The 14,924-nt window shown below is 63.6% G+C and carries 8 protein-coding genes and 1 pseudogene; 1 reads left to right on the top strand and 8 read right to left on the bottom strand.

Annotated features, from left to right (window positions below; genetic code table 11):
* Nucleotides 1-1,474 precede the first annotated feature (1,474 nt).
* The 7 genes from ACVMIM_RS11425 to ACVMIM_RS11395 form a co-directional block, all read right to left on the bottom strand.
* Nucleotides 1,475-6,823 (bottom strand): hypothetical protein, encoded by a 5,349-nt coding sequence (locus ACVMIM_RS11425; protein ID WP_476111988.1) that lies wholly within the window; start codon nt 6,821-6,823, stop codon nt 1,475-1,477.
* 469 nt (nt 6,824-7,292) lie between these two features.
* The gene (locus tag ACVMIM_RS11420) at nt 7,293-7,907 is read right to left on the bottom strand and encodes a nitrogen fixation protein NifQ (RefSeq protein ID WP_040985313.1); all 615 of its coding nucleotides are present in this window, start codon (nt 7,905-7,907) and stop codon (nt 7,293-7,295) included.
* 27 nt (nt 7,908-7,934) lie between these two features.
* Entirely contained in the window at nt 7,935-8,987 is a 1,053-nt protein-coding gene (locus ACVMIM_RS11415; protein WP_040985315.1) for an LLM class flavin-dependent oxidoreductase, read from the bottom strand.
* Between the two features lie 292 nt (nt 8,988-9,279).
* A complete protein-coding gene (locus ACVMIM_RS11410; protein ID WP_040985317.1) occupies nt 9,280-10,878 on the bottom strand; it encodes an SDR family oxidoreductase in 1,599 nt (532 codons plus the stop codon).
* A 325-nt stretch (nt 10,879-11,203) separates the two neighbouring features.
* Entirely contained in the window at nt 11,204-11,845 is a 642-nt protein-coding gene (locus ACVMIM_RS11405) for a nuclear transport factor 2 family protein (RefSeq protein ID WP_040985319.1), read from the bottom strand.
* Between the two features lie 173 nt (nt 11,846-12,018).
* On the bottom strand, nt 12,019-12,264 hold the full coding sequence (locus ACVMIM_RS11400) for a ferredoxin (RefSeq protein ID WP_082037175.1): 246 nt from the start codon (nt 12,262-12,264) through the stop codon (nt 12,019-12,021).
* A 47-nt stretch (nt 12,265-12,311) separates the two neighbouring features.
* Complete coding sequence (locus ACVMIM_RS11395; protein ID WP_040985321.1) at nt 12,312-13,529, bottom strand: cytochrome P450; 1,218 nt, start codon at nt 13,527-13,529, stop codon at nt 12,312-12,314.
* 611 nt (nt 13,530-14,140) lie between these two features.
* On the opposite strand from ACVMIM_RS11395, the pseudogene ACVMIM_RS11390 reads away from it, so the two are divergent.
* Nucleotides 14,141-14,404, top strand: a pseudogene (locus ACVMIM_RS11390) (transposase); the annotation flags it as partial.
* A 188-nt stretch (nt 14,405-14,592) separates the two neighbouring features.
* Here the strand turns inward: ACVMIM_RS11390 and ACVMIM_RS11385 are convergent.
* Nucleotides 14,593-14,787 carry a hypothetical protein gene (locus ACVMIM_RS11385; protein WP_476117177.1) on the bottom strand — a complete coding sequence of 65 codons (195 nt, stop codon included), beginning with the start codon at nt 14,785-14,787 and terminating at the stop codon, nt 14,593-14,595.
* Nucleotides 14,788-14,924 lie beyond the last annotated feature (137 nt).

Below are 14,924 nucleotides of genomic sequence, written 5' to 3'. Positions count from 1 at the left end.
TATGATCGCGCCGGCCTGCGGCGAGCGGGCGGCCGCGGGCTGGCTTGCCCGGTCGGCGGTGGCCAACCTGGAGGCCCCAGCCGCCCGCGACCGGCTGTGGCCCGACGAGCCCCAGTGGGGGATGCTGGAGGCGTCAGGGGGAATGGCGACCTCGAGGCATCTGTCCTGCACGCGCTGCACGAGCTCGTCGGCCTTTTGCTCGGCGTCCGGCCCGGGGTGGCGCCGCAGCCAGTCGATCTGCTTGTAGAGGGCGTGGTTGGCGAGCTTGGCCTGGTAGCTGGCCGGCGTATGGAACTCGACCTCGAAGCGATAGCCCTGCGGGGTGCTGAACACGGTGCGGATGGCGAGGAAGCGCGGCGTGCGCATCCTGAACCAGTTGGTGGTCTCGACCTCGCTGCAGCCGCGCTCCTCGAAGGCGAGCACGGCCGCCTTGAAGGCGCGCGTCAAGGCCGCGTCCGGGATCTCGAAGACATGGCGCACCGCATTGGTGACCAGCTGGGCCTCGGGCGCAGCGCTGACGCTCTGGCCGGTGAGCCCGTCGGCCATCGAATCGCGCCCGCGCAGGCGCTGCTCGAGATGCGGCATGGAGACGTCGATGCCGGCCTGCCGCAAAAGCGCGGCGACCGCCTGCGCGTTCGCGGTGATGGCGCCTTCTTCCGCCGCGGCGCGCTGGGCCGCGCGCCTGGCGTGCTCCAGGGCCTGCTCGCGGCTCAGCGTGATCGTGGCGGCGGGGTCGTCGGCGGCGGCGACGTCCAAGGGGCTGGGCAGGATGCCGTTGGCGGCGGCGAGCTTGATCGAGGCCTCCATGACCGAGGCCGCCAGCGTCGGATTGTCCTTCAGATCCGCCAGGCTGGCGTCGACGTCGAAGCGGCCCTGGTGCAGCGTTGCCGCCAGCGACTTGACATAGGGCGCCGGCTTCAGGCCCGGGATCTGCTTCAGGAGCCGCTGCAGTTCGGCGCTCTTCTTCATGAACAGCCGCGCCCCGGTATCGGACTTGTAGGCGTCGGTGCCGACCTTGATGCCGACGCTCAACAGGTTGATGGCGCTTTCATGCAGATCGTGCGGGTTGTAGCCGTCGGGCCGCGGCGTGATGCGCGCCCGGCAGTGGTCGAGCAGGAGCTCGACGCGCTCCCTGGCGTCGGCGGCCGCCGGATAGGATTCGGCAAGCTCGGGAAACAGCGCGCCGGCGGCGGCGCTGACGCCAGGCCCGGTGACGCCGGGCTGCGCGCTTGGCTGCTCCCCATTGCCCTGGAGGGCCCAGGCCTCGAGCTCGCTGACCAGCAAGGCGGCCAGTTCGCGGGCCACCGGATGCCGGGCCGCCTCGCCGTCCTGCCTGGCCCTCTGGAGGAGCCCCTGCATGGCCTGGCCGTCCGGCCGCTCTGCCTGCAGCTGGGCGCGGATGTCGGTCTTGAGCTCATGGTGAATGCCCTCGTAGGTGCCGAAGACGGCACGCTCGGCAAACCAGCGTTGCGCTTCAAGCGGCTGCGCCAGGAGGTTGCGCTGCAGGCAGCTGTAGGTCTCCAGCACCTGCTGGGTGGCCGACAGGATCTGCCGGGAGCGGCTGAACTGGTAGCTGCCGTTCTCGATGGCCGGCGTGTGCGACTTCGGCGGCTTCAGCGAGGCCTGGCCGCGCGCCCTGCTCCTTCTGGTCGAACTGGCGCACATGCTCGTAGAGCCTGGGCCGGTCGCCGACGATGACAACGGTGTCGCCGTCGAAATCGCCGTCGAGCTTCTTTTGTTCGGCGCTCGGCACCGCAACCAGCGAGCCGGGCGCGAACACCTCCGTCGCCTGCAGGATGCCGACGCAGTCGAGCCCGGTGTCGGCCTTGACCCGGTCCTTGCCCTCAAGCCAGTGCGAATGGCACTTGACGTCCTCGGCCGACATCACCACCGAACGCTCGGCGAAGTCGGCCGGCCACATCTGGTCGGGCACAACGATCAGGATGCCCTTGGCAAACAAGGTCGGATCGTCGGCGGCAAGCCTTTCCCCCGACTTGTGCGCGACGTTGAAGCTGTACTGGAAGGCCACGCACCGGTCCAGGAACGCCGCGGTCGCGTCGCCGTCGCGCGCCGACCTGACCTGGCCGGCGGCGAACGGACGCAGGTTCGGCTTGTCGTAGGGCGAGCGCCCGACAAGCACGCCGCCGTCGCCGGTCAAGGTCTCGCTCTTGAGCGTCGGCACATAAAGGCGTCCGTCGCCGGACGGCACGGCGACGGCGCCCGGGCCGTCGATGTGGCCCGAGGTGACGGTCCGAAACAGCTCCTCGGCCGTCAGCCGAGGCTGCTTACGGCTGCCGAGCCAGGCCTCGGCCTTCTCGCGCGTCTCCTCGGCCACCGCTGCGCTGCGCGGATAATGCTGCAGGGCCGAGGCCGGCACCGAGGTTCGCTTGTCCTGGCCAAAGACACGCACCGGCGCGGCGCCGTCCGGGCGCACGGCCCGGGCGATGGCCGGCATGCGCTCGGCCAGCGAGGCCCTGATGAAGCCGCAGCCGTCATGCGGCCGCAAGGCGATCGGGCCGTCCGGCCCGGCGAGCCTGAAGGGATGCGCTGCCCCTGCCGGGCGGTCGGGCAGCAGCGACAGGCTGAAGGCGCCTTCAAGCGCATAGTCGTGCGGGCCAAGTCCGGCGATGTCCGGCGGCGCGGCAAAGCCGCGGCGCTGGGTGTAGTAATAGGCTTCCTTGAACGGCGCCCAGGCCCGCGCCAGCTGCTCGAAGGCCGTCCCCGGCGCCGTGTCGGCATAGGGGATCGCCAAAAGCTTGCCGCCGGTGGCCTCGTCGGCCGCGCCGGGCAGGCGGGCGGCGAGCTGGGCCAGGGTCTTTTGCGGCGCCTTCAGCTTGCTGCCGCCGAACAGGTCCATGCGGTAGGGCACGCCCTCGACGTTGAGCGTGCGCGCCAGCATGAAGGCGCTCGGCTTGCCCGGCAGCTGCACCGCAACCACCTTGACAGCTCCCGATGTCAGGCGGTGGAAGATGGAATAGCGCAGCTCCGCTTCGCCAGGCAGCGGCCGCCCCTGCATGTCGACCACCGGCAGCCGCATCAATCCGGCATCGCCCTGCGGCGGCCGCGGCTCGTGGTCCATGGCCTCAAGCACGCCATGGACATCGAAGACGGCGGCGGCATGCTGGGCCTGGATGCTCGGCGCGTTCTGCGCCATGAAGGTGTCGAGCGCGTCGAGCGGCCCCTCCGCCTCGATCTCGGCGATCACGTTCCAGCTCATGTTGGAAAGGTCGGCCTCGATGAGGGCGCGGGCGCTGTCCAGGATCTGGCTGGTCTTGGCGTGCAGCTCCTCCTGGCGGCGCCGCAAGGCGAGCTTGTCGCCCTCGACATAGGGCCGCCGGTAGAGCTTCTCCAGCACCGCGCGGGTCTTGAGCACCTGATAGATCGACAGCGCCGGGCAGCGGCTTGCATTGGCGCCGCTGTCGCGCTCGGCCTGGCCGGCCTCGAGATGCGCCTCGATCTTGCGCTCCACCACCGGCTGGATGGCGTTGAGCAGGTTCAGCGCCGGCCTGCGATACCAGCGCAACGCCGGACGCCGGCTGCGCGCCAGCGGCAGCAGGGCGACGCACAGATTGCCCATTGTCTCCAGGTTGTTGTCGCGCTCGAAGGCGGGCGTGGCGCGCAGCGCCTCCAGCCGGTCCAGCCCCGGCTTTGCCAGCACACCGAGATCGTCGGACAACTGCGCCTTGCTCAGGGCCTTGAAGATGTTGGCGATGGCCAGGACATCGGCCTGCTGCAGCCGGTCCTCGGCATAGTGCAGATAATGCGCCAGCTGCTGCAGCCGCTCCTTCAGCAAAGCGGGTTCGGCGACCTCCCCGGCCTCTTCGCCCTGCAGGATACCGCGCGCCAGACTGCTGGCGATGCTGCCCAGCGCAGGCGTGATGAAAGCGCCGAAGCGACGCCCCTTGGGGCCGAGACCGCGGGCGATTTCCACCAGAGCCTGATAGCACACCGGCTCTTGCGTCCACTTGCTGAAGCCGTTCGCCAGGACCGCCAAGCCTTGCGCAGTAAAATCTGAGAGCCCGACATCCGGGCGATCGGCGCGGCGAAGGACCTCCTTGCCAATGGTGACCGTAGCCTCGCGCATCTTATGCTGGTCCAGCCACTTGCTGAAACCATTCACCAAGATCACCAGGTGTTGATCGGCAAATCCGGCAAGTTGGCCGGCGCGGGACACGATCTCCTCGGCGAGGCCCACTGCAGCTTGGCGCACTTCAGGCTCCTCGGGCCACTTGCTGAATCCGTTCACCAGGTTCGCCAGATGTTGGTCAGTAAATCCACGGACGTGACTGGTGCGGCGCAGAATCTCGCAGGCAACTGCGGCTGTGGCTTCGCGCGTCTTCTCCTGTTCGGGCCATTTGCTGAAACCGTTGACCAGATTCGCCAGGTGTTGATCGGCAAATCCGGCGAGTTGGCCGGCGCGGGAGGCGATCTCCCCGGCGATGGCGAGCGCCGCTTGGCGCATGCCTGGTTCTTGCGGCCACTTGGCGAAGCCATTGATCAGATTGGCCAGGTCCTGCTCAGGAAAACGAGAAATTCGCGCGTCGTGGCTGACCTCAGAGGCGATGGCGACGGCCGCTTCGCGTGTCTTCTCCTGTTCGGGCCACTTGCTGAGACCGTTCACTAGAGTGGCCAGTTGTTGATCCGTGAACCCACCCAGCTTCCTAACGCGCGCAACGACCTCCGCACCGACGGTGACTGCAGCCTGGCGCATTTCGAGGTCTTCGGGCCACTTGCTGAAACCGTTGATCAGATTGGCCAGCCCCAGCTCAGGAAAACGCGAAAGTCGCGCGTCGCGACTGACTTCAGAAGCGATGATGGCGGCCGCTTCGCGCGCCTTCTCCTGTTCGGGCCACTTGCTGAAACCGTTCACCAGATTGGCCAGCTGTTGATCAGTAAATCTGCTCGGCTCCCTGGCATGCGCGATCTCGCCGGCGACGTTGACTGCAGCCTGGCGCATATTGAGTTCTTCGGGCCACTTGCTGAAACCGTTCACCAGTGCCGCCAGCTGCTGATGAGTAAATCCCCCGAGCTTGCCGGCGCCGGACGCAATGTCCCCTGCGATGGCGACCGCAGCCTGACGTATGCCCGGCTCTTGCGGCCACTTGCTGAAACCGTTCACCAACGTGGCCAGCTCCTGCTCAGGAAAGCGACCGAGTCGGTTGGCCTCGCGACTGATCTCAGAGCCGATGGCGATCGTCGCTTCGCGCGTGCTTTCCTGTTCCGGCCACTTGCTGAAACCGTTCACCAGGTTCGACAGGCCCTGCGGGCTAAAATCGGAGAGCCGCTTGGCTCGGCCTGCAAGGCGCGTCACCTCGGTGCCGATAGCGCCGGTGGCCTCCCGACACTCCGCCTGGTTCGGCCATTTGCTGAAGCCATTGACCAGGTTGCTCAAGCTCTGCGGACTGAATTCGGAAAACCCTTGCGTCTCAGCGCGGCGAAGAGCCTCACCAGCGACTGCGGAAGTGCCCTCGCCACACCCTGGCTGGTCAGGCCACTTGCTAAAGCCGTTCACCAGCAGCGAGAGGTTTCGGGCGTCGAGCTGGCGAAGCACTGCTGGGTTGTCGCTGCAGAATTCGCCGATCCTGATTGTGCCGTCGCGGCATTCCGCCAGTTGGGGATATCGGCCGAACGACAAGGAAAACAGCGGCAACGCGCGAGCATCTACACCGTCGAGGGCGCTGGTAGACCTCGATACCTTGGCTGCCATGGCCCTGCAGGCCTGCATGCCCGGCTGACCTCCAGGTTCGCGGCTGACTGCGTTGGCTACCGTCGCATATCCAAACGATTCTCCCTCGCGGATATCCCGCTCCCAGTTTGGCAGAAAGTGACGGGTGAACTGGACAGCGGCTCCTTGCAGGAATGCTGCCTGCTCTTCCTGGTCCCGCAGCAAGCCGCTGTGGCGCACCACCGCACAGGAGAATTGAACGATGTCTTGAGCTCGGCCGATGTCATCGAGAGCCTTGTTGAACAGATTGCTCGACATTGCGCGCGAGACGGGCTGCGGGGCTGCTTCGGAATGCCGTCCCACTTGCAAATCGGCAGCTTGTCTATGCGGTGGCAATCCGGCTGTGTTCGCGCGTCCGGACCGCTGGCGCGAGGGCCCGCCCTCGGCCCGCAAAGCGCCTGATTGCTGCCGCGATCCTTCAGGCCGTTGAGAATCTATGCGGCGGCTATCGCGCGTGCTCCCATCGTCGCTGCGTGGCGGCCTGGCCTCCACGCCGGATGGGTTTCGACCATGCGACGGGGCGGAGGTGTGTGAGCTATCGGTGACGCCGTCTCTGCGCCGCGATCCGGCATCGGAACGCGAAGGACCCGCTTGCCGTCCTTGGCCATGAGACCGCTGCTCGCTTCCGAGACGGATGTTGGTTTCTACGCCATCGTCGGCACGTCGCTCTCCTGGCCCTGCGTTGCTATCGGACGTGGTTTGGCGATGCGACAGGACCGGAACGTAAGAACTTTCGCTTGCATGATCACCGCGTCCCGGCTCACCGTCACAACGCCAAGCGCTTTCTTCCTGGCTTGCTTCACCGTCTCGCGCCAAAGGAAAACGGCGCCGCGTCATGCCCGTTCCGCGCAATGCGGAAGCGAAAAGTCGTGGTTGACCAACGGGGGCGCGGGCGGACCGGTCCTGCGGGGTATCATCACCGCGGCCCGCGGCGCGGCTGGAGGAAGCTTCGCCAGCCTGCGGCTCGCGGTGCATCCGCTCGACAATCGAGTTGAACGCGTTTCCACCTTCTGATGCGGCGGGTGACCTGCCGTCCGGGGTGCCACCGGCTGGAGTGTCTCCGATGCGCGATCTTCCCGCCCGGCCGATGTTGGTCATGCTTCGTCTCCCATCCAGACAACAACGCATCGCCTAAAGTGTGTGGAGCAACGACAGGCGAGCCAACATGGTCGCCGCTCAGGAACCCCAAAGCGCGCCTAGGGCACCGAAGCCGGGAGCTCTGAAGGAAGCACCCTGTCCGATCGGTAAACCGAGCATGCCCTTAGCCGGGCGACGCTCGAATGCCTTTCGCTCGCAGTCGGGAGGTCGCAATCACCTTCAACATCACAACCGTTGCTCCCTTGAGTCGGAACGTAGCTTGGCTGACCTGACAACAAACTGACGCGCCATGAGAGCTGAGCAGAATCTCAGAGCCGCCGCAGCAAACGTTGCTTTTGGACCAAGGGACAAAGGCCGGCTGAACTGACGTGCGAACGGTATGGCCGACGCGAGTACGTTAGACCGGCGGCGACCGTACGGTTCGATGGCGATCAAGGTTGCCGCCTCATACCACTGACGAAAGCGGCTCTTAATCCAATGCGATTTCATTTTTGATTCGTGCGAGGCGATTTTCGCCTTCCTCGGGACCGAAGCAGCTTGCGAAATCATTGCATTCCCGGCAACTGGGCGCGCTGCATAGCGAAAATCCTTCGGCCTCACAGAGCTTGCGGTAAAGGTACTTCTTCCATTTCATGTTTTGGGTGTTGCCGGCCGCCAGCGTCGGAAAATGCGTGGCAAGCAGGCGGCTGAGCTCGGTGCGATTGAAAAGGCCAAGGTCCTGCCAGAGATGGTCATTGCGCATGGCACGCCGGGCGATGATCTTGGCAAACCGGGCGCTCGCCGGGTCGCCCGGCAGGGCATGGGCCAGGAGCAGCTCGCGCAAAAGTTCTTCCTCCAGGTCCGGCTCGGGCTCGCCTATCTGTTCCAGGGCGAACGCCTTGACGGGGAAAGTGAGGAAGCTGCGGGCCAGGACATCGCGCAGCTCGGCGCGCGAAAGACCGGTTGCCTCTGTCGCCGTCGCCTCACCGGCCTCGACTTCCTCGAGCGCACACGAAAGCACGCAGGTAAGCACATGCTGATCGAACTCCAGTTTGATCCGCGGCGATTGGCCAGCGCAGAGGTGGCCACAGTGGTGGGCGAGCATGGGTGCCATTCTCCTGGTTTTGTCCCATCAACCGCCCTGATGAGCGAGCGACTTGTTGACCGCAGGGATGATCTTGTCTCCCCAGAGCTCGATCTGGCGCAGCATCGTCTTTTGGTCGAAATCCCCCAACTGGGTCTGAATTGCGATCTGGTTGGGTTTTAAGATATCGATCTCTTCCAACAGGCGATCGATCACGCGATTCACGCTGCCGATCGGCAGGTTCCGGCGCATCGTCGCGAATGACATATCTTGCTGAGTTGGCGTTTCTTTTAGCAGATAGCCGTCCAGGCTCTGCTGGCGACGCTGATGCAGTGCTTCAGACAGCCTGCGCTGGAAGCGGGCATTGTCGAGATAACTGTTGATCTCTGCCTCGTCGTCGCTCGCATAGCAGCAACGCAGCAGAGATATCTTGGCGTCCGTGACATTCTTGCCTTCGGCAGCCGCCGCCTTCTCGATTGCTTCGCGCAGCGTGCTCAGAGCCTCCAAGCCGTTGTGGAATGCTGTGACAAAAAGATTGTGTCCCTCACGATAGGCCCGGCCCAGGCGGGCCGTCCCCGCGGCGATCCAGATCGGCGGGGTCGGCTTCTGGACGGTGCGCACCGAAATCGCCGTCGGGGGAATGTTCTCATACTGGCCGTCGTGCTCGAAGATGTTCTGGTTGAGGCCCTTCAGAAGGATGTCCAAGTATTCCGAAAAGACCGCCGGCGCCTCATCGATATTGACGCCGAAGCGCTCGAACTCGAATTGCTGGTATCCCGAGCCGACGCCAAGCTCGAGGCGCCCGTTCGCAACAATGTCGGCGAAGCCGATCTCGGAAAGCAGGCGCTGCGGTTGATAGAGGGGCAGCACGCACACGGCAGTGCCAAGGCGAATGCTATTCGTCACGCCGGCGCAGTGCGCCACCATCATCAAGGGCGAGGGAATGAGGCAATAATTGTTGAAGTGGTGCTCCGCGAACCACGCAGTATCGAAGCCAGCCTGCTCCGAAAGAACGGCCTGTTCGATGGAGTTGCGGACAACGCTGTCGCACGATTGGTGATATCCGCGCTGGGCGGCCAGGATGAAGGTTGCGAATTCCATGGGGTTTCCCTGTTTACAGAACGGAGCTAGCCATCGGGAGATGCTCTGGGTGCGCACGAGGCCTCGATCTTGCCGTTGGCGGCGGCGGGGTCATGCGGCAAGCCTTTCGGCGGTTGCAGGCGCACCGAGCGATTGGAACTGCTTCGACAGCGATGAGGACGGACGTTTCGTCTCGCCGAGGATGACATTGTCGGTCACGGCAGTGCGAGCGCGGCGCCCAACCGGACCATGAACCCTAGGACGAACTCGGCTTCGACGAGCCGCGGCCTGTCGGCTGGCGAATAGTCGACACTCAACAAGCGGCCTCTGCAAAATACTCGTTATCGAGTTCGCAGGCGTTTCCCGCATCACCGAACGAGTTCCAGCCGCCGTCCACGTACAGGATGGAGCCATTGACGTATGAGGCGGCAGACGAAGCCAGGAAGAACGCTGCGTCAGCGACGTCTTCCGGCTGTCCCAGCCTGCCCATCGGGATGCGTCGTGCGATCGTTTTCATGTCGATACGGCCGACCTTCGCTAACTGAGCAACGCCAGGCGTGCAAATGCAGCCAGGAGCGACGGTGGCCGTCCGAATGCCGACCGGCCCGAGTTCGGCCGCCAGGCATCGGGTCAGAATGTCCAGCCCCGCCTGGGAGGCACCATAGGCATGGCGCGGTGCGAACGGCAGAAAGCTGTTGATCGATCCGATGTTGAGGATCACGCCGCCAGCGCGCATCGTCTTGATCGCTTCGCGAGCGCAGGTGAAGGCCCCGGTAAGATTGACATCCAAGACGTGTTGGATGTGTTCCGGTATTTGTTCGATTCCCAACAACAAAGTGTCGGCGGCAGCAGCACCGTTGACGAGCACATCGATGCGCCCGAAGCTCGCCCGCAACTCCTCGAATAGCGCTATGACCTCGTTCTCGACGGCCACATCCACGCATTTGGCCGGGTTCTTGCCGCGGAGCCACGCAGCGATTTCTGCCGCTGTAGCGCCATCTCTATCAGCAATCACAACGGTATCGCCGTTTGCTGCAAAGCGGCGAACGATGGCCGCGCCTATGCCGTTCGCGCCGCCGGTGACGAGCACGATTCGCGCGTCGGTGCGTTCGGCCGGACAGGACAGTTCGGCTTGGGGTATCCCATCCACCTGCGGGTGCGCATCCCCCGGCTGGTTGAATGACATCCAGCCTCCGTCGACCGCCAGCACTGAACCGGTGATGTAGCGCGCCTGCGAGCTGGTCAGAAAACGCACGGCGAGGGCGATCTCGTCCGGGCGCGCCAAACGCCCCAGCGGCACGCGGCGGCGTACCGCCGCTAGGTCCACTTTGCCCGCGCGTTCCAGTTCTAACACCATCGGCGTGCGCGTGTAGCCGGGCGCTACCGCCGTCACGCGAATGCCGCGAGAAGCCCACTCACATGCAAGCGACCTCGTCAACGAGATCAGGCCCGCTTTCGAGGCCGCGTAGGCGTTGCGCTTGGGATTGCTGACGACGCCCGCCATCGAAGCGACGTTGACGATGGCGCCGCCCGGCCTCATGCGCCTCGCGGCTTCGCGGGCCATGACGAACGGTCCAGTCAAGTTTACTGCCAGGGCCAGGCGGAAGGCGTCGACATCAGTATCGACGCTCGCAGCCATGGTAGGTCCCATCGCGGCGTTGTTGATGAGGACGCTGATCTGGGCGAACTGTGCATCGACCCGACCGTAAAGCGCGAGCACATCCTCCTCCCGCGAGACGTCGCACTCGAGGCCGAGATGCGGGTGGCCAAGACCACGGGCCAGTTCAACGACGCCACTGCCGGGAAGGTCTACCGCAACGACAGTCTCTCCATCCCTGGCAAGAACTTCGACCAGGGCACGGCCGATCCCACCTGCGGCGCCCGTAATGATGACGATGCGTCCTGTCTGCATGTTGAGGACTTCCCGCGCTCCCTTCAGCGATTTCGGCCAATCAATTTGAGCGGCAAAAGATGCGTCGCGCTAAAGCAGCGCGTCCTGGCGATGGCCAGTTGCGGACCCTGAAAGACGGCCCGGCGATCCGGCAGCGGTCCAACTTCCGATTTGGTAGGCGAGGCTGCTGCGGAACCGGCCAAAAGGACAGGAGCTTGCCTCGATGATTTGGCGCTTCCAAGGACCCGTACATTGGGGGCACAACCAGTGTCGTCGGCAGGCTCGTGGAACAGAGCCGATCGCTCACGCCGTCGCGGGCAGAAAGGCAATCCAATTTGGCGCACCTTCACCGGGCGGTCTTTCGCCGGGATCGCTCTAGCATCGCAAAGTTGTCATGGCCTTGCGTCTCCTCGGCCGATGCGGCTGTGTCGTTCGAAGCCTCCGAAGAGTCATGGCGAGAAGGAATGCGACGCTTTCCGAGCCTGTAGACCGGATCGTCCGGATGCGGTGCTCCGATCGGCCGTCGCGGGCCGAACCGTTCTGCCTCAACGATCGCTGGTGGGATCTGCTCCTCTATCCAATCGTAGACCACTGTCCGTTCGGCAATCCGCCACTCCCCTTCCCTCTTGTGAAACAGATCGCAGTAACGGCCGCACAGGAGCGTCTGGCGCACGTCTTTGTCTTTGTCCGGCGCGCGTTGCAGCGCGGTGAAATAGCTCTCGACCGCAGCCTCTGCCGAGCCGATGAATTCGATTAGGATATTGGTGATCTGGTGGATGTTACGGGGTCCAGTCTTGAAGACACCGAGTGCAAACTCGATGAACCCTTCTGCAGGACCGCAATAGGCCCCGTGGTGGTCATGCGCATCGGGCCAGTATGCGCTGCGTAGCGCCGCTTCATCGGCGCGGTCGATCCCGCGGCAGTATCGATAGAGGCAGTCGCGGATCGCCTCACGGTCGATTAGTTCGGTAATTTTCGTCTGTTCCATCGGCTCTGCCAAAAATTCTGTGATCGGAAGAGGTGTTTTGCGAACCGCACCTTGGCGTTCGCGCATCCTGGGGTCATCTCGATGCTGCAGGTGCCCCTGCGTAGTTGTACGAGGACGGTGGAACCGAAGGTGCGTGGCTCCGTTCCCGTACGGGCCACCTGGGTCGATCCCTTTCATGCCCGGCGGACTCTCGGTGGAATGACGTCCGGTTCAACTCGTGCTGCAGGGTTCAGGTCGAGTTTAAGTGCACGTTCGGGACAGGATCGCGCGCCTCGCGATGCAGTCAGTTTCTCCTCTTCCGCAACTTCGATGTTACCGGGCAGGATGTAACCGGCGTCATCGAGCTTGAAGATGTGTGGCGCGTGCGCCGCGCATCGCGCGTGACCCTGGCATTTGGCATTTTGGACGATGATGCGCATGGCGCTGCCTCCATTGTCTTTGCACCTCGGCTCGCGGCGGGGCTTGGTCAGGACCAGTCTAGAATCAGATTTTCGATCCCGAACACATGACCGCCAGAGGTGATGGGTGCCGTGCACTTCTTGATCCGGAAGGCGGGGATGCGCGCCAGCCACTCCTCCAGGCCAATGACGATCTCGCGCCGGGCAAGGTGTGAGCCAAGGCAACGGTGGGGACCATAGCCAAAGGTGGCATGGCGGTTGTCCTCTCGCGCCAGATCGACCGTGTTGGGGCATTCGAATTCCGCCGGGTCGCGATTGGCGATCGTTGTGGCGCAGGAAACATAATCTCCCTTGCGGATCGGCGCGCCTTCGAAGTCGATATCTTTCGTTGCCACGCGGATCAACTGAACGGTCGGATAAGCGCGCAGCAACTCTTCGGCCGCGGCCACGATGCGGCCTGGTTCGCCGCGCAGCAATTCCTGATCCTTGAGGTTGCGTGCGAGATAGGCCAGGTCAAAGCCTATGGCTGCAGCAACAGTGTCGAGCCCCGCAACAAAGACAAGCACGCCGACCCCGCGCACTTCCTGTTTGGTCAGGCGGCGGCCCTCGACCTGTGCCTGCACGATGAAAGTCATGAAATCATCAACCAGGTCATTGCGGCGGGCGGCTGCAAGTTCATCAATGAACGATACGATCGTCCGGGCCGCGGCCGGCCGTTTCACATCGTCGCCGTGGAGCAGATCCCTCCCCCATCCGACAAATGTGTCGATTCGGTCATCCGGTAGCCCTAGGAGATGAAGGAAGATGCTTACCGTGAACGGAAATGCGAAATCCTTCATGACGTCGCAGCTTGTGCCCGATGCGGCGATCCCGTCGATGAGCCTGATTGCCCGCTCGCGGACAGCCGGCTCCAATGCTGCCACCCGCTTTGGCGAAAACAGCGGATTGAGCAGTGAGCGAAAGGCGCCATGGGCAGGAGGATCGAGTTCAAGTGGGATCATCGGCCAGCTTTCGCCCAGGGCGGAGGCAAAGATGTTGCGATGGCTGGAAAAAGTTTCGCTGTCCTGCAGCACCCGGCGCTGGTCGCTGGCGCGGGTGATCACCCAGGTGCCCCTGCCGTCGCGCGTGTTGAGGGGTGAATAAAAGATAGGCGGGCCGGAATGGACGCAAGCCACTGCTGCGTGGGGATCCCCGTTGGGAGTCGGTGACATGCCTGGCGAAGTGAACAGGCTGAAGTCCCTCACCATTTCGGGCGGGACATGATCTGGAACGGGATTTGTCGCCATTTGGCCTCTTCTCCTGAACGCCGGGCGTTCATGCGCTAGATTGAGATTGCAGCCCGATCTCGCCCGGTAAGTCCCAGCTCTAGCGTGTCGTCATTGTGTTGCGCGATGCAGCCAAACTGCGCACCAGCGCAAGAGATCGTTTGCGCATTCAAGCAGCAGAGGCTCCTGTTTCGTGTTGCGTTTCTAAAGCGTAACCCACTGGGTATCCCATTGAAGTTGAGAGGCTGGTCAGTCATCGCTGAATTCCGTGACGCACCGCTGCTGGCGCCCCGAAATTGTCTAAGCAAGTTGCGTGCCGGATCGGCCGTATCGATGGTGCTGTTCCGATCTCAGCCACCACCGGGACCGGCGCTCATTGGACGACCACATGTCCTCCCGGCAAAACGTCCGACAACCGACACCTGCGGTCAGCTTTGTCGCGTCCGCGACACGGGGGACTGTTCGGCTTGGCTCCTGTTAAACCTTGGTTCAGACCAAAGTATGCAGAACCTTCTGGGCTCTTCTGCCAAGTTGGCGTAATGTTGAGATCGTTTGGTCTCCGATACGCCAAGCATTGCGGTCGTCGCCGAGTACCGCAGCCATTCGGCTTTCTCCCTCCCAAACCGACAGGAAGGCTCGAGGCCTTGATTGAGTGGCCGATCGAGGACGATTGGCCATTGGCGTGGATCTAAGCTGTCTCGGTAGCGGTGATTATCGCCGTCGGCGTCGACAACGGCCCATTGCCGCGAGGTGCTTGGCTGAGCGTCGGCACCTCCGTGGCCAAGCCGACCTGGACGGAGCTCCTGCGCAAACTGACGCGCCGCGGCTTCAGAGACGTCAAGCTTGTCGTCTCCAACGCCCATGACGGCATCAAGGCGACGGTCTCGAAGGTGCTCCAGCTACTCGGTAGCGCTGCCGGGCAAGTACGCTCAACGGCGACCGTGAGGTGGCGTGGTTGACGAAGTTCGCGCCAAAACCTTCGCTACCGAGGCCGACCGCATCGAAGGCCAAAGTGTTATCCGCCGGATTGAATCCAAGATCGAGGTATTATCCCGGTCGGGTCCGAAACGCGGGTGTCCCCAGGTCAGAAAATCCCTGCCATCACCAACAAAGAGGCCGTCATTACCGGGACCCCATAGAGCTTGTCATTATCCTCAGCAGTGATGCGCGGTTCGTCTCGGCCGTTGTCGCCATACGGGTAATCATTGCCCTCCTCTCCAAAGACCCGATCATTGCCTGCGCCACCGAAGACTCGGTCATTGCCGGGGCCTGCCGAAATGGAATCGTTACCTCGTCAATCCATTTACGCGATGGATGCGTGATTGCGACGACCGAAACGATCCGTGACAGCACGGGAAGCAATAGCTACGCGCTCACTCGCTCCGCAGGCAAAGCGTTGGCCAGCAGAATGCCGAG

This window comes from Mesorhizobium sp. USDA 4413 (assembly GCF_056280365.1).
Note: the sequence above shows the minus strand (reverse complement) of the source record. Positions and strands in the feature narration are given on the sequence as shown.

What these genes read in the sequence shown, in the direction of transcription:
- ACVMIM_RS11425 (WP_476111988.1), bottom strand. Translation starts at nt 6,823, where the DNA reads ATGACCAACATCGGCCGGGCGGGAAGATCGCGCATCGGAGACACTCCA.
- ACVMIM_RS11420 (WP_040985313.1), bottom strand. Translation starts at nt 7,907, where the DNA reads ATGCTCGCCCACCACTGTGGCCACCTCTGCGCTGGCCAATCGCCGCGG.
- ACVMIM_RS11415 (WP_040985315.1), bottom strand. Translation starts at nt 8,987, where the DNA reads ATGGAATTCGCAACCTTCATCCTGGCCGCCCAGCGCGGATATCACCAA.
- ACVMIM_RS11410 (WP_040985317.1), bottom strand. Translation starts at nt 10,878, where the DNA reads ATGCAGACAGGACGCATCGTCATCATTACGGGCGCCGCAGGTGGGATC.
- ACVMIM_RS11405 (WP_040985319.1), bottom strand. Translation starts at nt 11,845, where the DNA reads ATGGAACAGACGAAAATTACCGAACTAATCGACCGTGAGGCGATCCGC.
- ACVMIM_RS11400 (WP_082037175.1), bottom strand. Translation starts at nt 12,264, where the DNA reads ATGCGCATCATCGTCCAAAATGCCAAATGCCAGGGTCACGCGCGATGC.
- ACVMIM_RS11395 (WP_040985321.1), bottom strand. Translation starts at nt 13,529, where the DNA reads ATGGCGACAAATCCCGTTCCAGATCATGTCCCGCCCGAAATGGTGAGG.